At 35.6% G+C, this 19,751-nt stretch carries 14 protein-coding genes, 1 tRNA gene and 2 pseudogenes; 5 read left to right on the forward strand and 12 right to left on the reverse strand.

From position 1 onward, the window contains the following. The 11 genes from mreC to IPK14_12415 all read right to left on the reverse strand — a co-directional run bounded on the left by mreC (window position 1) and on the right by IPK14_12415 (window position 12,427). On the reverse strand, window positions 1-855 hold the full coding sequence (gene mreC / locus IPK14_12365) for a rod shape-determining protein MreC (protein ID MBK7994177.1): 855 nt from the start codon (window positions 853-855) through the stop codon (window positions 1-3). Window positions 856-888: 33 nt separating this feature from the next. Further along, window positions 889-1,944 (reverse strand): rod shape-determining protein, encoded by a 1,056-nt coding sequence (locus IPK14_12370; GenBank protein ID MBK7994178.1) that lies wholly within the window; start codon window positions 1,942-1,944, stop codon window positions 889-891. Between the two features lie 462 nt (window positions 1,945-2,406). Further along, on the reverse strand, window positions 2,407-4,026 hold the full coding sequence (locus IPK14_12375; GenBank protein MBK7994179.1) for an NADH-quinone oxidoreductase subunit N: 1,620 nt from the start codon (window positions 4,024-4,026) through the stop codon (window positions 2,407-2,409). A 31-nt stretch (window positions 4,027-4,057) separates the two neighbouring features. Beyond that, the gene (locus tag IPK14_12380) at window positions 4,058-4,684 is read right to left on the reverse strand and encodes a hypothetical protein (protein ID MBK7994180.1); all 627 of its coding nucleotides are present in this window, start codon (window positions 4,682-4,684) and stop codon (window positions 4,058-4,060) included. Continuing rightward, window positions 4,684-5,832: an NADH-quinone oxidoreductase subunit M gene (locus IPK14_12385; protein MBK7994181.1), complete on the reverse strand. Its 1,149-nt coding sequence runs from the start codon at window positions 5,830-5,832 to the stop codon at window positions 4,684-4,686. The genes IPK14_12380 and IPK14_12385 overlap by 1 nt, the downstream gene beginning before the upstream one ends. Window positions 5,833-5,872: 40 nt before the next feature. Beyond that, window positions 5,873-8,251: an NADH-quinone oxidoreductase subunit L gene (gene nuoL / locus IPK14_12390; protein MBK7994182.1), complete on the reverse strand. Its 2,379-nt coding sequence runs from the start codon at window positions 8,249-8,251 to the stop codon at window positions 5,873-5,875. 15 nt (window positions 8,252-8,266) lie between these two features. Further along, window positions 8,267-8,677 (reverse strand): NADH-quinone oxidoreductase subunit NuoK, encoded by a 411-nt coding sequence (gene nuoK, locus IPK14_12395; GenBank protein ID MBK7994183.1) that lies wholly within the window; start codon window positions 8,675-8,677, stop codon window positions 8,267-8,269. 53 nt (window positions 8,678-8,730) lie between these two features. After that, complete coding sequence (locus IPK14_12400; protein MBK7994184.1) at window positions 8,731-9,312, reverse strand: NADH-quinone oxidoreductase subunit J; 582 nt, start codon at window positions 9,310-9,312, stop codon at window positions 8,731-8,733. 21 nt (window positions 9,313-9,333) lie between these two features. Beyond that, a complete protein-coding gene (gene nuoH, locus IPK14_12405) occupies window positions 9,334-10,629 on the reverse strand; it encodes an NADH-quinone oxidoreductase subunit NuoH (GenBank protein ID MBK7994185.1) in 1,296 nt (431 codons plus the stop codon). Window positions 10,630-10,637: 8 nt separating this feature from the next. Next, window positions 10,638-11,735 (reverse strand): NADH-quinone oxidoreductase subunit D, encoded by a 1,098-nt coding sequence (locus IPK14_12410; GenBank protein ID MBK7994186.1) that lies wholly within the window; start codon window positions 11,733-11,735, stop codon window positions 10,638-10,640. 44 nt (window positions 11,736-11,779) lie between these two features. Beyond that, window positions 11,780-12,427: an NADH-quinone oxidoreductase subunit C gene (locus tag IPK14_12415; protein ID MBK7994187.1), complete on the reverse strand. Its 648-nt coding sequence runs from the start codon at window positions 12,425-12,427 to the stop codon at window positions 11,780-11,782. Between the two features lie 232 nt (window positions 12,428-12,659). On the opposite strand from IPK14_12415, the pseudogene IPK14_12420 reads away from it, so the two are divergent. From IPK14_12420 to IPK14_12440, 5 genes and pseudogenes are all read left to right on the forward strand, one after another. Beyond that, window positions 12,660-14,140, forward strand: a pseudogene (locus tag IPK14_12420) (SAM-dependent DNA methyltransferase). Between the two features lie 352 nt (window positions 14,141-14,492). Next, window positions 14,493-14,624 (forward strand): annotated as a pseudogene (locus IPK14_12425) (restriction endonuclease subunit S). A 60-nt stretch (window positions 14,625-14,684) separates the two neighbouring features. After that, complete coding sequence (locus IPK14_12430; GenBank protein MBK7994188.1) at window positions 14,685-15,287, forward strand: restriction endonuclease subunit S; 603 nt, start codon at window positions 14,685-14,687, stop codon at window positions 15,285-15,287. Window positions 15,288-15,753: 466 nt separating this feature from the next. Continuing rightward, entirely contained in the window at window positions 15,754-16,206 is a 453-nt protein-coding gene (gene tnpA / locus IPK14_12435; GenBank protein ID MBK7994189.1) for an IS200/IS605 family transposase, read from the forward strand. An 8-nt stretch (window positions 16,207-16,214) separates the two neighbouring features. Further along, on the forward strand, window positions 16,215-19,589 hold the full coding sequence (locus IPK14_12440; GenBank protein ID MBK7994190.1) for a DEAD/DEAH box helicase family protein: 3,375 nt from the start codon (window positions 16,215-16,217) through the stop codon (window positions 19,587-19,589). 30 nt (window positions 19,590-19,619) lie between these two features. Here IPK14_12440 and IPK14_12445 read toward each other — a convergent pair. After that, window positions 19,620-19,717 (reverse strand) — tRNA-Sec (locus IPK14_12445). Window positions 19,718-19,751 lie beyond the last annotated feature (34 nt).

Genomic DNA, 19,751 nt, shown 5'->3' on the forward strand with positions numbered 1-19,751 from the left:
TTACTTAATAGTTTCATCAATTTGAAACTCTTGTTCTGAGAGTTGCAAAACTAAAACTTCTTCTAATCCATCTAACCCAGCAGCAGGACGAACAACAATTCTATGACTTTTAGCACCACTGCCTAAACCCACTTCTTGCACATAACCAACTAGTAATCCTTTAGGATAAATGCCATCAAGTCCCGTAGTGATAATGGCTTCGCCTTCTTTAATAGGTTCTAAACCAGAAACATTACGCATTTCACAAAGCATTTTTCCTTGGCCTTTAATTTCACCATAAGCACGAGATTCTGAAAGTTGCGCACCAACGCCAGCATAACTATCTGTAATAAGTTGTACTTGTGCTGCTAGTGGCCCAAGACCTATAACTCTACCCACTATTCCTGCTGGAGTAATAACCGCTTGATGAAGTTTTATGCCATCTAATCGACCTTTATCAATAATTATTTTATTGTAAAAATCATTTCCAGAGCGAGCAATAACCTGTGCAGCAATAGATTTATAAGGCAGACTATCTTGGAGTTCCAAAACTTTAGCAGAACGACTAGTTGAAGCTATTTCTTCTTTAAGCTTAAAAACTTCTTGGTTAAGTTTGTCATTTGCTGCTTTTAGTCGTTCGTTTTCTTGTTTTGCCCCTATCAAATTAATATATCCATCCCAAATATTGTAAAAGAAAGACCCTACACCACCACCTGCTTTTTGGAATGGGTACATAGCTGTTAAAACCCAGCTTTGCAGTAAATTAGGCCGTCCATCTTTAGTACGCCCAAACCAAGACATAGATAGTAATTGGATAACCAATAAAACTACTAGCACAATTGGAGTACGATTTTTTCCGGTTTCTACTACAGACATAACTTAAATCTATTTGGTATTTTTTATTAGTTATTAATTATGGCTATTATAACCATAATTACCACTTTCCAAGCTAACACGTTTTAGTAACTCAAAGTCTGCCAACATTTTACCAGTGCCTAGCACAACTGAAGATAAAGGATTTTCTGCTAAAGAAACAGGCACTCTAGTTTCTTTCATTAGTAATTTATCTAGTCCTTTAAGTAATGCTCCACCGCCAGTTAAAACAATCCCTCTATCAGCAATATCGGCTGATAGTTCTGGTGGAGTACGTTCTAACGCGACACGTACAGCATTAACTATTGTTGAAATTGGGTCTGCCATTGCTTCGCGTACTTCATCATCAGAAATAGTTAAGGTTTTTGGAACACCTTCAATTAAGTCTCTACCTTTAATTTCCATAGAAAGGCGTTCTTCTAAAGGATAAGCTGAACCTAATTCTATTTTTATTTGTTCTGCTGTTCGTTCACCAATTAATAAATTATATTTGCGCTTAATATATTGAGTGATTGCTTCGTCTAATTCGTTGCCTGCTACCCGGACGGCCCGCGAATAAACAATACCTGACAAAGAAATAACAGCTATATCTGTTGTGCCTCCGCCAACATCAACAATCATATTTCCATAAGGCTCAGTTATTGGAAGTCCTGCACCAATAGCTGCTGCCATTGCTTCTTCTACTAGGTAAACTTCTGATGCTCTAGCTCTATTAGCAGCATCAATAACTGCTCGGCGTTCTACTTGGGTAATTTCTCCAGGAACTCCAATAACTACCCTAGGGCTAACCCAAGACTTTCCATTATGAGCTTTGCGGATAAAGTGTTGAAGCATTTTTTCTGTAACTTCAAAGTCAGCAATTACCCCATCTTTCATTGGACGAATAGCTACAATATTTCCTGGGGTACGCCCTAACATTTCTTTAGCTTCTTTACCTACGGCTTCTACTTTGTTTGTAATTTTATTGATTGCAACAATGGAAGGCTCACTTACTACAATCCCTCGGCCCTTAGCATAAACTAGTGTGTTAGCTGTACCTAAATCTATTGCTAGGTCATTAGAAAAAACATTAAAAAAGGATCTCATTTTCATTGCTAGGTTTTTTTATACCTCTATGTACACAAAGACTTTAATTTTTCGGCTTTTTTCTTGGAAAAGTTTATAGGTGCTGTCAAATTACTGCGGTTTTTATCAATCATTTTATGCCAAACAAGCCAGTAATATTACTATACTCTTAATCGTATCTAGGTAAATAAACTTAGATGGCATAACGAATTAAATTGGTAGGGCAGCATATCTTTTTAAGTAGAATAAGTCAAATTAAAAAAACGGTTAAATAACCCCCCTATTATTACGACAAAAACTTTTTTTTCAATACTTTGATTAATTTATTTTCAATTAACAATGCTTATTCTACAGGTGTTTTTAGCAGCACATTAAAAACTTATTCCGCTCATATCGTGCCACAATATCTGTGTTATACACAAGTAAGATCATCAGATTTGGCACCTGTTAAAATGCGCTAATAAAAATATTAACTTTTAATTAGTTTTACTATTTTGGAAGTAAATCAGGTAAGTCAGAAGGATTATTATTTTCTGGTAATACAGGTGTAGCAGGTGAATCTGTTGGACTACCTTCTTTAATCAAAGTTGGAGCTAAATTTCTAGTAGCTAACCTACTAACTTCAATAAATGGTTGAGGATAAACACCTATAAATAATGTTAATATAGTAGCAACGCCTAATACTATTTTTGTGTGAATATTAACAGTAATTACTTTGTCATCAGTTGGATTTTCTATAAACATTGCTTTAATAATTCGAGCATAATAATAAAAAGAAATTACAGTATTAATTACAGCTAAAACAGCTAAGAAACTATACCAGTCATTACTAGCTCTAATTAAGCCAGCAAATAACAAATATTTACCTATAAAGCCTGATGTAGGAGGAATACCAGCTAAACCAATTAAAAGAAATAGCATAGTTACAGCTAAAACAGGACTTTTCTTTATCAACCCGTTAAAATGCTCAACTCTATCGCCAGCAATTTTATCTCTTTTTAGTAGAATGATTATAGCAAAGACTCCTAAATTCATTGCCGTATAAGCTAGTAGGTAGAAAATTAAGCCTATATACCCAGTTTCATTTCCTGCAATAATCCCTAACAAAATATAGCCTGCTTGAGCAATAGAAGAATAAGCAAACATTCGTTTAGTGTTATTTTGAGTCATTGCACCAACATTGCCAATAGTCATAGTTAGGGCAGCAACAATTATTAAAAGACTAACCCAACCTGGTATTTCTTTTATAGTGCGAAGAGCAGGAAAAGCAATTAAGAAAATCCTTGCTAGTATTGCATAGCTAGCAACTTTTACCCCAACAGACATAAAAGCTGTAACTGGTGTAGGCGCACCTTCATAAGCATCTGGTGCCCACATATGAAACGGCACAGCAGCAATCTTAAACATTAATCCAACCGCAACTAAAATAACGGCTAAAGCTAATAAATAATAAGCACCTGGGCCAAATTTAACTTCCTCACTTAAAACTAAAAAAGATATTTTAAAGGCAATTTTGGAGAGATTTGATTCACCCGTAGTAGCATAAATTAAGGAAACACCATAAAGAAATATCCCAGAAGAAAAAGCTCCAAGTAAAAAGTATTTTAATGCTCCTTCATTAGATTTATCATTATGTTTTAGGTAGCCAACCAAAACATAAACAGAAATTGCCATTAGTTCTAAAGCAACATAGATAATTAGTAAGTTATAGCCTGAAGCCATAAACATCATTCCAGTAGCGGCAAAAAGCATCAAGCTATAGTAATCTCCATGTTGGCTAGATTCCTGGTCTAGGTACTTTATAGAAATTGCAATGGCAATGGCTGTTGCTACTAAAATTATAGCTTTAAAGACAAATGCAAAATAATCAATGACATACATGTCATAAAAGATAAATGTTGGCAATGCGTTATAAGTAGCATAATAGACTTGGGCTAAACCTAAAGCAGTAAAAGCCAACCCAATTAAACTAATATAGGCAGTAAAAGTTTTTTTCCCACGAGGCAACAAAACATCTGCTATCAAGACAAAACAAGCAAATAGAGTTAGTTGTAACTCTGGCATTAAGAAAAGTGCTTGTTTCCAAGATGGAAATGCTTGTAATAACATAGTTTATTTTTATATCCCTAATTTTGCATTTTTACTTATTCTGTCCATCATTATTTGGTGTTGGGCTAGTTTGTGGTGTATTTGTTGGTTGTGCAGAATTTAATAACCCAGTTGGATTAGTTTGTTGGTTATTATTTGCTGGACTAGGCCAACTGCCCCCCACAGCTTTTTCAAAATAATAAGGTTTAGCCTGTTTAACAATAGTATTTGTTGGTTGCTCAATAAAATCTAAAATAGGCTTAGGATAAATTCCTATAGCAAAAACTAAAAATAGCAGTGGAGCAAAATAAAGCCATTCCCGCCAATTTAAGTCCGTTAATTCCCGGTTTCTTTCATTTTCAATTTCGCCAAAAAATACTCTTTGATAAAGCCAAAGCATATAAGCAGCACTTAAAACAATTCCTGCTACACCAAATCCAGCCCATTTTCTATTAGCCTCAAATGCTCCTCGTAAAAGCAAAAACTCGCCTATAAAACCATTTAATAAAGGTAGCCCAATTGAGCTAAGAGTAAAAATCATAAATAACGTTGCATAACGAGGCATTTTCTGTGCTAAGCCGCTATATTCACTAATTAAGCGTGTATGACGACGCTCATAAATAACACCTACCAGCAAAAATAATGCTCCTGTAGAAATTCCATGATTTATTTGCTGCATTATTGAACCATTGATTCCATTAGGTTAAGAGCAAACATCCCTAGCATTGCAAAACCTAAATGACTAATAGAAGAATAAGCTATCAGGCGTTTTATATCTTTTTGAGCCATTGCACAAAGTGCGCCGTAAATAATACCTATTATTGCTAGTGGAACTACTATATTTAAGACTCTTTGATCCTGACAAGCATCACCTAAAATTGGTAAATTAAACCTTAAAAAACCATAAGTCCCCATTTTAAGTAAAACGGCTGCAAGTATCACTGACCCGGCGGTTGGTGCGTCTGTATGTGCATCTGGAAGCCAAGTATGAAATGGAAACATTGGTACTTTAATAGCAAAACCTATTGCAAAAGCAGCAAAGAGCCATAATTGCAAGTTTATAGGAATTAAAGAAAGTCCGTTGTCCCCTCGCGCACTACCCATTGCTTGCATAGCCCAAATATTAAAGCTTCCACTTGATGAAGCATTAAGGTCTGCTGCACGTTCAAGCATTGCAATCATTGGTAAGTTACCTTCAGCCATTAGCTTAACTGCATTGTTATAAGCTTCTCTAGCACCTACAACAGTATCTGGGAAAATAAAATAAAGTTTAATGATGGCAAGTAAAATTAAAACTGACCCTACAAGAGTATAAAGGAAAAATTTAATAGCAGAATAAAGCCGTCTTTCTGTTCCCCAAATTCCTATTAATAAATACATTGGCACAAGCATTACTTCCCAAAATACATAAAATAAAAACATATCTACCGCAACAAAAGTGCCAAGCATTCCTGTTTGTAACATTAAAAGAAAAATATAATATTCTTTGATTCTGTCGCTAATTGCTGACCAGGAAGAAAATATTGCTATCACGCCTAGTAAGGTTGTTAGCATTACCATACTTAAACTTAAACCATCAATTCCCATTTGATAGCGTGCGCCAATTAATGGAATCCATTGGTAATCTTCAATAAATTGTAACCCTTTAAGTGTTTTATCAAAGTTAAAAACTAATGGGATAGAGACTAGAAAACAAAGCAATGCCCAAACATTAGCAAATAATCTGATTACTTCTTTTTGCGTTTTAGGAACAAAAATTAAAATTATTGCCCCAACAAGTGGCAACCAGGTTACTAAAGAAAGAATAGGAATCCACAAAAGTTTCATAATTTATAGAACAACCCTTGTTAGAATTACTGACTAGTACCTAAGGAACTGTAGGCGGAACTTTTGGTGCCGCAGGAAACAGATATGAATAAAAATCTTTAATTGCTTGATACTCCAAACCAAAAATAATCAAAATTATGCCTAGTATCATAAATAGAGCATAATTACCTAAAAACCCTGTATGGAAACTACGTACTATCAATGAACCAGCGCGAGTGGTTAAACCTGTTAGATTTACCACTAAATCTACTCCATAGCGATCCATTGCACCAGACAAAATACTAACACCTCTTGTAACCAAAGCCGATCCATTAGGAATAGCGTCTAAAACATGGTGTTCACCTTCAGTTAAAAGATCATTAAGTTTCTTTACTAGCATAACAAACTTATTGTCTAGCAAATCGTCCCAATACCATTTTTTTATACTAATTTGATATAACGGTTTTAGTTTATCCGCCCAAGTATCTGCAAGTTGTGGATTTTTAACATAGATATAGTGAGCTAGATAAATTCCTGTTAATGAACAAGTTAAAGAAAGAGCAGCTAAAATAATATCTAAACCGCCAAAAGTATGTGTACCCGTGTTAAGTACTTCAATAGAAGGTGATAACCAATCATCAATTAAGTTATAGCCAAAAGGTAGTCCAATAAAACCTAGTGTAGCGGCAAAGAAGGCTAAAATTACTAATGGTAAAGTCATCAATGCAGGAGATTCTTTTGGATTAGCGACTAATGCAGAGATATTTTCTTTTACAACAGCATTAGTTTCTTGTTTCTCTTCTTCTATTTTTTCTATTTCTTTTATTTCTTCTTTATTTGTTACTGATTTTATACGAAAATATGTATTAGTTTCTTTATGTTCTTCTGAGCTTTCTATAGTGACTTTTTTCTCTTTTTCATCATATTCATCAACTTCTTCGCCACCATCGTTAGCAGTAGCACCAAGAAATTTCTGCTCAGACCAAAAAGTTAGTGCCATAAGTCTAGTCATATAAAAAGATGTTATTCCTACAGTAAGAAAGCCTATTGCCCATAAAAACTTAGCTAAAACAGGATGAAAAAGTGTAGTAGTAAAGGCTTTAGCAAGAATTTCGTCTTTACTCCAAAATCCTGCTAGTGGAGCAATTCCGCAAATAGCTAACCAACCTATTATCATTGTTTTATGGGTAGTGGGCAGATATTTTTTTAGTCCACCCATTCGTGTTATATCTTGTTCATGATGCATGTTATGAACAACACTTCCTGCACCAAGAAATAGCTGAGCCTTAAAAAATGCGTGTGTGACAACATGAAAAACTGCTGCAATAAAAGCCCCTACACCACAGCCTAAAAACATATAGCCTATTTGAGAAATTGTAGAGTAGGCTAAAATTTTCTTAATATCTTTTTGTGTAACTGCAATAGTTGCAGCAATAAAGGCTGTTAAAGAGCCGACTAACGCAACCACCAACATCATAGTTAGCGAGCGTTGAAAAATCATATTCATTCGCGCTAGCAGATAAACGCCTGCTGTCACCATTGTTGCAGCATGAATTAAGGCTGAAACCGGTGTTGGCCCTGTCATTGCATCAGGTAGCCAAATATATAAAGGAATTTGCGCACTTTTTCCCGTTGCTCCAATAAATAGTCCTAGAGCAATGCCAGACATTAAGCCAAATGTCCCTAGTGTTTCTACAGGGTAGCTTTGAACTAAATTGGCTATTTCATAATATTGCAAAGTGCCAAATGTTGAAAATAAAGCAATTATAGCTAGAACTAAGCCCAAATCTCCAACACGATTAAGGATAAATGCTTTTTTGCTAGCTTGTGCAGCATCATTTTTTGTTAAATAAAAGCCAATCAATAAATAAGAGCAAAGCCCTACACCTTCCCAGCCAACAAAAAGCATTAGCAGATTTGACCCTAAAACTAGAGTCAACATCATAAACATAAATAAATTAAGATAGGCAAAAAAGCGAGCAAATCCCGCTTCACCCTTCATATAGCCAATAGCAAAAATATGTATTAGTAGCCCAACAAATGTAATAAATAAAATATAAAGGCCGGAAAGATGGTCTATTTGATATGACCATTCAATACGAAAGTCTGCTAACTTGTAGTCAGCTTTGCTTTGACCTTCAGAAAGAACCGCTTTTCCGCCTGTTATCCATGTGTAACTAAACTGTTTAGCAACATAGGGCGGTGCAGCTTGTTTTTGTGCAGTTGTTTGATTTGTTGAATTTGTTGGATTATTAGCAGTCTTTACCCAAGAACTATAACTAATTAGAGCTAAAACTGAGATAACAAAAGCTAGAAAAACACTAGCAACAGCAACCCCGCCTATTAGCTTTTCAGAAAAATTAAAGCGTTTTGCCAGCATTCCATTAATTAGAAATCCTAGCAATGGCAATATCGGGATTAGCCAAATCAATTCCAACATAGATAAACCCTGTTTTTATAGCTTAAGAAGGTCTATTTCATCTACTGAAATAGTCTCTCGATTACGATAAAACGCAATAACAATACCTAGTCCAATAACGGCTTCAGCCGCAGCAATTACAATCACAAATAAAGTAAATATTTCGCCTAAATAAATATTACTTGCGTTTGGTGTTTGTAAAAACCAGTAGCGAGAAAAGGCAACTAAATTAATATTTACAGCATTAAGTATTAGTTCGATAGACATAAAGATTACAATTACATTTCGTCTAGTCAAAACTCCAGCAACGCCAATAGTAAAAAGCAGCACACTCAAAACTAAAAAATTATTGATATTAACATTAAAAAGACCCTGCGTAAGTCGTTCCGTTACGCTAGTTGGAACAACTTCTTGAGTTTGTAATAAGAAATTTATTAATAATGACATATCATTAATATTCAATAAGTTATGCTTGATAAGTTAAAGTAGAGCTTTAATAGCTAATCATAAATTTTTTCTTGTTTACGTTCTCTTCCTAGTCTTATAGCCCCAATAATTGCAACAAGCAGGACTAAAGAAGCAATTTCAAAAGGCAGCATATATTTTGTATAAAGTTCTTGCCCAATTTTAATTGTATTTTGTGAAATATTATGGCTACCAACAATATTGGGGCTGTTTTGCACTCTTTCTTGTTTTGCTTCGCTAGCTTGACCATAGCCAAAAAGATTAGCTTTTTGTGTTTGCAGCAAAATGCTAATCATTCCTAGGGCAAGTAAAAAAGTCATTAACCCACCTAATAAAAATTGATTGGTAAAAACTTTTTTGTCCTCTTCTTTTACATTTACTAGCATTATCACAAAAATAAAAAGTACCAAAACCCCACCAACATAAACTAAAATCTGCACTCCAGCAATAAATTCTGCATGTAAAAGAAGGTAAATTCCAGCAGTTGCAACCAAAGTTGAAATTAACAGCAATGCACTATGAACAGCATTGCGAGCAGTGATCATAAAGATAGCAAACAACACTGCTACTACGGCAAGTAAATAAAAAAGCACTGCTTCTATGCCTGTTAATTTCATAAAATCCTTAAAACTAGTAGTTTAGACCGTTGTAGAGTCTTTATTTACTCCTTTAACAGATCTATTTATTGGTAAGCTTTCGGCTTCACGTAAATTAAAATCCCTTGAGCGTTGATTAATTTGCCCTAAGATTATCCAAGTTACTGGTACTGTAACAACAAAAGCTGTAAGAATTAAAAATATATATCCTGCCGTTGTAATTGCTATAGCATTAAGTTGTGAACTAATAAAGCCTAGTTCTTGAGCAATCACAAAAATAATTGCAGTTAAAATAATATTAGCTAAACCGGCTGGAACCATCCATTTCCAACCAAGTTCCATTAACTGATCATAACGATAGCGTGGCAAACTCCAACGTAACCAGAAAAATACATAAAGTAAAGTTAAAGTTTTAGTAAAAAATACTAAAACAGAAATAATTACAAAAAGTGTGCTGCCAGGTGTTAACAAATAGCTTAGACCAGGCAAATACCAACCACCTAAAAACATTGTCACCCCAATAGCTGAAATTATTAGCATATTGGTGTATTCGGCAATAAAAAATATTGAAAATCGAAAACCGCTATATTCTGTATGAAAACCTGCTACAAGTTCTGATTCTGCTTCTGGTAAGTCAAAAGGTGCGCGATTGGTTTCAGCAATTCCACTAATTAGGTAGATCAAAAATCCTAAAGGTTGAAATAAAACAATCCAAATATGAAGTTGTTCTTGTGCAATTACAGTGTCTTGAAGTGCTAAAGTCTTAGTAAACATTAGACATCCGATTAAAGAAAGCCCCATCGCTACTTCATAGCTAACCATTTGTGCCGAAGAACGCAAAGCACCCAACAAAGCAAATTTACTGTTAGAAGCCCAACCACCCAGAATAATACCTAGTATTCCTAAGGAAGACACAGCTAAAATAAATAAAAGTCCAATATCAATATTGGAAATTGTTGCCCAGGCTGCCCCCCAAGGAATTACAGCTAAAACTATTAATGCAGCAACTAAAGAAATTATTGGAGCAATAGCAAAAACTGTTTTATCAGCATTAAGAGGAATAAGATCTTCTTTTATCAATAATTTAAGACCATCAGCAAGAGGTTGTAAAATCCCCTGTGGCCCAACACGATTAGGGCCGATTCTAACCTGAATCCAGGCACTAATTTTTCTTTCCGCTAAAGTTAGATAAGCAACCAGTGTAAGAACAACAAAAAATACAATAGCAATTTGTACTAGCGGCCATAAAAAATAATGTGTCACTAGCGGATCAATCCGATCTCGAATAATCGGCAGACTAGTAAACCAGGTTGGCGCGGCTTGTAACAGAAGTTGCATCATAATTTTTATCTATCAATCTCACCTAGCACAATATCTAAAGTACCAATAATAGCTACAACATCAGCATATAAATGACCTACAGCCATTTGTCTTAAAGCTTGTAAATTTATAAAAGAAGGTGGACGAATCCTTAATCTTGCTGGCTGAGTTGAGCCATCACTAACTAAATAAATTCCTAATTCGCCTTTTGGCCCTTCAACCGAATGATAATACTCTCCAATAGGTGGTTTAATTACTTTAGGCGTTTTTTCTGCCATTATTAAACCTTCAGGTAGTTTTTCTAGTGCCTGCAAAATAATTCGTCGAGATTGTCGCATCTCTTCCATTCTTACCAAATAACGATCATATGTGTCGCCATTCTCACCATAAGGGATGTCAAAATCTAGATCTGCATAGCACTCATAAGGATGTGCTTTGCGGATATCCCAATCAACACCAGAGGCACGAAGCACCGGCCCAGTTAACCCAATGTCTATTGCTGATTCTGCCGAAATAATTCCAACTCCAACCGTCCGACTTAGCCAAATCCTATTATTACTAAGCATTGTTTCATATTCGGCTAGCCGTTCTGGAAACGTTTTACAAAAGCTTTTTACTTGTTCAGCAAAGCCCTCATAAGCATCATAGCTCATTCCGCCAATACGAAAAGCATGACAAGTCAAACGTGCGCCAAAAAAATTTTCAAAAATCTTTAAGACTTCTTCTCGCTCACGAAACGCCCAAAGAAAAACTGTCACTGCTCCAATATCTAAAGCATGTGTTGCAAGCCAAAGTAAATGGCTAGAAAGTCTATTAAACTCTGTCAGTATAACTCTTAGGTACTGCGCTCTTTGTGGAATTTCTAAATTTAAGGCTTTTTCTACCGTTTCAACATAACAAAGCCCATTGGATACAGCCGCAATATAATCGGTACGGTCAAAATAAGGAGCAATCATTGAGTAGTTTCGATGCTCGCAAATTTTTTCTACTCCGCGATGTAAATAACCAATATCACAATCCAGGTCTGTAACCGTCTCGCCATCTAGTTTTAAGATAATTCTTAAAACTCCATGTGTAGCCGGATGTTGTGGCCCCATGCTTAAGACCATTTCGCTACTATCAATTTCTGGTCGTGTAATATCAGTTAGCTCATTCATAAGTTAACAATTTATTCAAATTTACCAGTAAAGTCGCCTTCTGTTGGAATATCTCTAATTTGTAAGTTGTCTGCTATCCATTCATTATCTCTATATTCTAATGGATATTCTTTTCTTAGCGGATGCCCTACCCAACCATTAGGCAGTAAAATCCTTCTTAAATCTGGATGCTCATCAAATCTAATACCAAATAAATCATAAACTTCCCGTTCTAGCCAATTAGCCGTCCCCCAAATATTACTTACTGTTTGAAGGGTTTCTTCATCTTTTAAGTCAACTTTAACACGCAATCGACGTTTTGCAGCAATTGAATAAAGCTGATAGACAATTTCAAAGGGATATTCTTCTCTATCTGTAAAATGAACTGCTGTAAGGTCAGTTAGCATATTAAAAGCTACTGTCTCATTATCACGTAAGTAAAATAGGATTTCTATTAATTTTGATTTTTCTACTTTTAAGACCTGTTGACTATTTATTTCATTTGCTGAGAGTAAAGCCTTGCCAAATTTCTTTTTTAATAAATCTATTAAATTATCATTGGTTATTTCTGTTACAGGCATTGCACTAGCGGCACGTCTAGGAAGTTTCTTAACAGATATTTCGCTAGGATGTTTATCTACTCCAACTTGGTCACTAGGTTTATTATTTTCTGTAGTCATGGATCAATCAATTAATAAAATATGTTTGAAAAATATATTGATTTTGATTAGTAAAATATTAAAGGTGATAAGTAAAATAACCGGCTAACATTATCATATTTATAGATCTATTTTCTATATGTTGCAGTAGGCTTAAACAACCAACACAATAAAATTGATCTTGCTGACCAACTCGTTTAATATTGCGCCTACTTCTAAAAAAACCAATAAAAACTAGGCAAAAAACTTAACTATGATAACTGGAGAAATAAAATCACAAGTTGACCGTCTTTGGGATGCTTTTTGGTCTGGAGGTATTTCTAACCCGCTAGAAGTAATTGAACAAATCACTTATTTATTGTTTATAAAGCGTTTAGACGACTTACACACTACAGAAGAAAAAAAGCTAATAGGTTAAAAATCCCTATTGAAAAGGCTGTATTTGCTCCAAATCAAGAGCATTTACGATGGAGCAAGTTTAAAAACCTTGAAGCTAAAGAAATGTACTCTATAGTTGAAAAGCAGGTTTTTCCATTTATTAAAGAGCTAAAAAGCGACCGTGAAGACTCCACCTATGCCCATCATATGAAGGATGCTCGTTTTACCATTCCTACAGCCGGATTATTGGCTAAAGTGGTTGATATGATTGATAAATTGCCTATGGAAGACCGAGACACCAAAGGCGATCTCTATGAGTATATGCTAGGGAAAATTGCTAGTGCTGGGCAAAATGGGCAATTTCGCACACCTCGCCATATTATCAAGATGATGGTTGAGCTAGTAGCACCACAGCCGCGCGACATTATTTGTGATCCTGCTTGTGGTACAGCAGGCTTTTTAGTAGCGGCTAGCGAGTATTTACGCACTTGTCACCCAGAAATTTTTACAACCGAAGAATTACGCCATCATTTTAACGAAAAGCTTTTTAATGGTTTTGATTTTGATAACACAATGTTAAGAATTGGTAGCATGAACATGCTGCTACACGGTGTAGATAATCCCAATATTCGCTATAAAGATTCGCTATCTGAAGATCATGCAGGCGACGAGGAAATTTATACATTAATTTTAGCTAATCCGCCTTTTGCAGGTTCGCTTGATTATGAAAAATGTGCTAAGGATTTATTACAAATAGTTAAGACTAAAAAGACAGAGTTGCTTTTTGTCGCATTATTTCTACGATTGTTAAAATCTGGAGGTAGGGCGGCTATAATCGTACCTGATGGGGTGTTATTTGGTTCGTCAAATGCTCATAAGGATTTAAGGCGAGCATTAGTTGAGGAGCAAAAGCTAGACGCAATTATTTCAATGCCTTCTGGAGTGTTCAAGCCTTACGCGGGAGTATCTACGGCAATAGTTATTTTTACTAAGACAAATTCTGGTGGTACGGATAAAGTTTGGTTCTACGATATGCAGGCGGACGGGTTTTCATTGGATGACAAGCGGGTAGAGTTAGACCAAGGTAAACATGAAACCAACAACATTCCAGATATTTTGGAGCGTTGGCGTAATTTAGAAGGTGAGCAGCAACGCCCACGCACAGCACAATCTTTTATGGTGGCAAAGTCTGACATCGCGGCTAATGGCTATGATTTAAGCGTGAATAGGTATAAGGAAACAGAACACGAAGAAGTTAGTTATGAGTCACCAGATGCAATTTTTAGAGAACTTGAAGAGTTAGAAAACCAAATCCAAACAGAATTAAAAGAATTAAAAACTATGATATTTCAATAATAAAATAAAATAAGTTAATTCCGATTAAAATTATAGACAAATTACCTAAATGGGAACTTCTAAATCAAGTAAAAGGAAATATTTTGGCATTGACACAAGATTCTGTAAATCAATAACCAAGATGGCAAACAGATTATTCCTAAAATTCTGGCAAAAGAGACCCCAAGCTAAACAAGTCGCCCAAAAACCAGGAGATTTTAGTTTTTACTGTCAGACCAAATGGCTGAACGCTGTTGTACAAGTTGCTAAAATCTTGATGGCGCAACAGATCAGCAGGATTTTGAATTTTACGTCCTAAAAAAGATCTTTAAGGATTACCTATATTTTATTTAATTCATAAAACTTTGGCAAAATAGCAATAAAGCAGCAGGAGCAATTTAAAAGCAGTAACAATGGATCAAATAAAAAACTCGAAATCCCCCTGCCCCCACTCCCCGAACAACAGCGCATCGCGGCCATTCTCGACAAAGCAGACGCGCTAAGGGAAAAGCGACGGTGGGCCATTGCCAAGCTGGACGAGTTGCAAAAGTCGGTGTTTTTGGAGATGTTTGGCGATCCGGTGAGCAATCCGAAGGGGTTTTTACAAAAATCCCTTGGAGAACTTATAAAGCTAAAAAGTGGAAGCTTTCTTCCAGAAAAAGATTTTGGAACAGATGGAATTTATCCTGTCTATGGCGGGAATGGTATAAGTGGCTATCATGATAAATACATGTTTGAACAACCAATGATTGTAATAGGGCGCGTTGGTTTTTATTGTGGCTCCATCCACATTACTCCAAAACACTGTTGGGTTACAGATAATGCTTTGTATATATCCGAAAAAGACACAAGATTAAAGCAAATTTACTTAGCTACTGTTTTAAAAGCAATAAAATTAAACGATTATGCAGGACGTTCTGCACAACCATTAATTTCAGCTAGTAGAATTTATCCTATCCTTATTTCTGTCCCTCCTAACGAACTACAAGAAGAATATTCAAGAAATGCACTAAAATTGAAAAAAGAAAACAACTTTTTTCAATTATCTCAAAAACAACTTGATTTTTTCTCTCCCTCCAACAACGGGCGTTTTCTGGGGAACTCTTCGCGCAACAGGCCAACGAGGAATTGGACAAGGTGGCAAATGAAGAAAAACCGGGGCAAATGAGTTTGTTTGATTTAATGGGTTAGGTTGGCGATGGGGTGTTGGTTTGATGAGATGGTGATTGGGTGACGATGGGGTTGTGTGGTGATTGGGTGGGACATTAACCGAGGTTTCCGAGGGTTTGCACCCTCGGCTCTGTATATGTCGCCACGTCGTGGCTCAAGAAGGGAACGAAAAACGAACGAACAACCACCATTTATTAAATTGTTGTCATAAAATTTAATTTAAATGTTGTCATAAAATAACAATTACGTTATATTTCCTAAGCCGCGTAGCGGCGGCATAAACAGAGCCGAGGGTGCAAACCCTCGGAAACCTCGGAAAACGAACCGTGATGAGGGTGCAAACCCTCGGAAACCTCGGAAAACGAACCCGTGATGAGGTGCAAACCCTCAAACCCTCGGAAAACGAACCATGATGAGGGTGCAAAATATTTCTAAACCGTGTATCGGCGACATAGTTTTTAATTATGGGACAAACTCTAACTAACCTAACCATACATATAGTTTTTAGCACAAAAAAACGCATCCCAATGATTAAACCTGAAATAAAAAACGATTTGATGGCTTATCTAGGCGGAGTGGTACAAGAGTATAAAGCTACACCTATAATAATTAATGGCATGTCCGACCATGTTCATATGTTAGTAGAAATCCCTGCTAATATCTCAGTTTCCGAACTTATGCGGTTTGTAAAATCTAATTCATCTCGTTGGTTAAATAAAACTTATGCTCCTACAGCAAAGTTTATTTGGCAAGATGGCTTTGGAGCTTTTAGCGTTAGTAAATCAGCTATAGAAACTGTTATTAATTACATCAAAAACCAAGAAATACACCACCAGAAAAAATCTTTTCAAGATGAATTTATTGCTTTTTTAGAAAAATACCAGATTGATTATGACTCTCGTTATATTTGGGATTAATAAATTCTATGTCTAACTTTCAATTTTTGCTTGGTGAATGGCCCGAACTACTCGAAGCAGCAAGTAAAACAGAATCATTTGTTTACAATGATGCTCGTAGCACATGTTTTTATGCTCGCCGTACACTAGAACTAGCCGTTGAATGGCTCTATCAACACGATTCTGGCTTAAAACGTCCTTATGATAATAATCTTAGCGCGTTAATCTATGAACCAACCTTTAAGCAAAATTTGACTAATGACTTGTTTTTAAAGGTCAGAACCATCAAGGAAATAGGCAATATAGCCGTACATAGCAATAAACCAATATCAGAAAAAGACGCTCTACGCGCAACAAAAGAGCTTTTTCACTTTCTCTATTGGCTAGCGAGAATGTACACCCTTAAAGACTCTAAACACTACCAAGGCATCAACTTTGATGAGAAAAAAATCCCTCGATATCAAGCTACAACTTCAATTCAAACTACTGAGCAACTACGCAAGTTAGAAGAACAACTTAAACAAAAAGATGAGAAATTAGCAGAGCAAAACAAGGCTATTTCTAGCACAGATGCCGAGATTACCAGGTTACGCCAAGAAATAGCAGAAGCTAAAAAACAAAATCAGCTTATCCCAGATAATTATGATTACTCAGAAGCAGAAACCCGCGATTATTTTATAGACTTGATGCTAAAAGAAGCTGGCTGGCCTTTGGACAAGCCAGAAGACCGAGAATATGAAGTTGTAGGAATGCCTAACAAATCGGGGAAAGGCTATATTGATTATGTCTTATGGGGGAATGATGGCAAACCTTTAGCAGTTGTTGAAGTAAAAAAGACTAGAAAAGATGCCCGCATTGGTCAACAACAAGCTAAACTTTATGCTGATTGTTTAGAAAAACAATTTAATCAACGTCCTCTGATTTTTTACACAAATGGCTATCAAACTTGGTTTTGGGACGATTTAAATTACCCACCTAGAAATATCCAAGGGTTTTATAAAAAAGATGAGCTTGAGCTAATAATCCAGCGTCGTACTATGCGCAAAGATTTAAGTAAAGAAAAAATTGATGAAAGTATTGTAAACCGTTGTTACCAAAAAGAAGCTATTAATAACATCACAAGTTTATTAAGTAAATCTCAGCGTAAAGCTTTGATTGTAATGGCAACTGGAGCAGGAAAAACTAGAACTGTGGTTGCTCTTTGCGAACTGCTGCAACGCTCAAATTGGGTAAAGCGAATTTTATTTTTAGCTGATCGTGTAGCACTAGTTAAACAAGCTGTTAATGCTTTTAAGAAATACTTACCAGATTCTAACCCTGTAAATCTAGTAACAGAAAAAGACGAAGTTAACAGCCGTGTTTATGTTTCAACTTACCCAACAATGCTAAAAATGATTAGCGAAGTTGAAAACGGAACTCGAAGTTTTGGCACAGGGCATTTTGACTTAGTTATTATTGATGAAGCACATCGCTCAGTTTATCAAAAATATAAAGCGATCTTTGAATATTTTGACAGCTTGTTGATAGGCTTAACTGCTACACCAAAAGATGAAGTTGACCGCAACACTTATTCACTTTTTGAGCTAGAAAAAGGTGTGCCAACCTATGCTTATGAGCTTGAACAAGCTGTAGCAGATGGCTTTTTAGTTCCCTCTCGACCTGTAGAAGTCCCACTTAAATTTCTACGCGAAGGAATAAAATATGATGAACTAAGCGAAGAAGAAAAAGAAGAATGGGACAACCAAGAATGGGATGAATCAGGAAATATTCCTGATAAAGTGGATGCTGTAGCCTTAAATAACTGGCTTTTTAATATCGATACTGTAGACAAAGTGCTACAAACCTTAATGACACGAGGCCAAAAAGTTGCTGGCGGTGATACGCTAGGCAAAACTATTATTTTTGCTAAAAGCCATCAACACGCGGTTTTTATCCAAGAACGGTTTGATAAAAACTATCCAAATTATAAAGGTCATTTTGCTAAAGTAATTGATAACTATGAGACTTATGCAGAAAGCTTGCTAGAAGATTTTTCTATAGTTAATAAACTTCCACAAATTGCAATATCTGTAGATATGTTAGACACTGGGATTGATATCCCTGAAGTAGTAAACCTAGTGTTTTTTAAGCTAGTCCATTCTAAAACCAAGTTTTTCCAAATGGTTGGACGCGGGACTAGGTTAAGGCCAGATCTTTTTGGCCCTGGTAAAAATAAAGAATTTTTCTATATTTTTGATTATTGCCAAAATTTAGAATATTTTAGACAAAATAGCAAAGGCACTCAAGGCAGCACTCAAGAGCCATTAAACAAAAAATTATTTAAGAAACGTTTAGAACTAGTAGAAGGTGTACGTAAGCTAGAATCTATTGATGAGCCACTGATTGAGTTAAATAATAGTTTATCTAGTAGATTACAAAAAGAAGTGGCAGCAATGAATTTAGACAATTTTATTGTCCGCCCATACCGCGAGCAGGTAGAAAAATATAAGGAAGAAAAGGCTTGGGAAAGCTTAAAAGAAGAAGATTATTCTGAAATAGCAAATATTTTGGCTGGCCTGCCCACTGAATTAGAGCCAGAAGACGAAACAGCTAAACGCTTTGATCTATTGATTTTACGAATACAACTAGCAATTTTAGAGTCAGACAAAAGTTTTGCAAATCTTTCTAAACAAGTTAAAGAAATCGCTAAACGCTTAGAAGAAAAAGCTAGCATCCCAATGGTTAAAGACCAAATAGACCTAATTAGAGATTTACAACAAGATGAATATTGGGCAGATATTACATTGCCAATGCTTGAGCAAGTACGTCAAAAAATGCGTGATTTGGTAAAATTTATAGATAAAGAACAACGCAAAATCATTTATACAGATTTTGAAGATGAAATAGGAGAAATAACAGAAAGCTCTTTAGATGGGCTAATTACAACAACTGATTTAGCTCAATATAGAAAAAAAATGATGCACTTTCTAAGAGAGCATGAAAACCATATTGCTATTAACAAGCTAAAACATAATGTGCCAATTACCCCAACAGATATAAACGAACTAGAAAAAATTCTCTTTGAATCTGGTGAAATTGGCTCAAGAGAAGATTTTGAAAAAACTTATGGAAAACAAGAATCTTTAGGGCTATTTATTAGAAAATTAGTAGGTTTAGATCGAGGAGCAGCCAAGCAATGCTTTAATGAATTCTTAAATGATAAGCTCTTTAATGCTAATCAAATTAGGTTTATTGACCATATAATTAATTATTTAACACAAAATGGGGTAATGGATGCTAAGTTACTTTATGAGCCTCCTTTTACAGATGTTAATCCTAGTGGGTTAGATGGAATATTTCAGGACAGCCAGGCAGATAAAATTGTTTTTTTGCTAGAAGAAATCCAGAAAAACGCTGCTGCATAGAGTTATTACAGCGTAATTAGTTGAAAATATTGGCGGAGATGTGTAGGAATCGAACCCACCCAGGCCAAGCATACTTGACCCACTACAGATTTGAAGTCTGCGGAAACCACCAGGCCCCATTCACCTCCAAACCCTTTATAAAAGCTTTTTCCTAATTTGTAA

This window comes from Blastocatellia bacterium (genome assembly GCA_016713405.1).
Taxonomy (GTDB): domain Bacteria; phylum Acidobacteriota; class Blastocatellia; order Chloracidobacteriales; family JADJPF01; genus JADJPF01.

Bases quoted from the DNA above. Each gene is read 5' to 3' on its own strand.
- IPK14_12385 (MBK7994181.1), bottom strand. From the start codon at position 5,832: ATGAAACTTTTGTGGATTCCTATTCTTTCTTTAGTAACCTGGTTGCCA.
- tnpA (MBK7994189.1), top strand. From the start codon at position 15,754: ATGGGACAAACTCTAACTAACCTAACCATACATATAGTTTTTAGCACA.
- nuoK (MBK7994183.1), bottom strand. From the start codon at position 8,677: ATGTCATTATTAATAAATTTCTTATTACAAACTCAAGAAGTTGTTCCA.
- IPK14_12375 (MBK7994179.1), bottom strand. From the start codon at position 4,026: ATGTTATTACAAGCATTTCCATCTTGGAAACAAGCACTTTTCTTAATG.
- IPK14_12415 (MBK7994187.1), bottom strand. From the start codon at position 12,427: ATGACTACAGAAAATAATAAACCTAGTGACCAAGTTGGAGTAGATAAA.
- nuoL (MBK7994182.1), bottom strand. From the start codon at position 8,251: ATGTTGGAATTGATTTGGCTAATCCCGATATTGCCATTGCTAGGATTT.
- IPK14_12400 (MBK7994184.1), bottom strand. From the start codon at position 9,312: ATGAAATTAACAGGCATAGAAGCAGTGCTTTTTTATTTACTTGCCGTA.
- nuoH (MBK7994185.1), bottom strand. From the start codon at position 10,629: ATGCAACTTCTGTTACAAGCCGCGCCAACCTGGTTTACTAGTCTGCCG.
- IPK14_12370 (MBK7994178.1), bottom strand. From the start codon at position 1,944: ATGAAAATGAGATCCTTTTTTAATGTTTTTTCTAATGACCTAGCAATA.
- IPK14_12380 (MBK7994180.1), bottom strand. From the start codon at position 4,684: ATGCAGCAAATAAATCATGGAATTTCTACAGGAGCATTATTTTTGCTG.
- IPK14_12430 (MBK7994188.1), top strand. From the start codon at position 14,685: ATGTTTGGCGATCCGGTGAGCAATCCGAAGGGGTTTTTACAAAAATCC.
- IPK14_12440 (MBK7994190.1), top strand. From the start codon at position 16,215: ATGTCTAACTTTCAATTTTTGCTTGGTGAATGGCCCGAACTACTCGAA.
- mreC (MBK7994177.1), bottom strand. From the start codon at position 855: ATGTCTGTAGTAGAAACCGGAAAAAATCGTACTCCAATTGTGCTAGTA.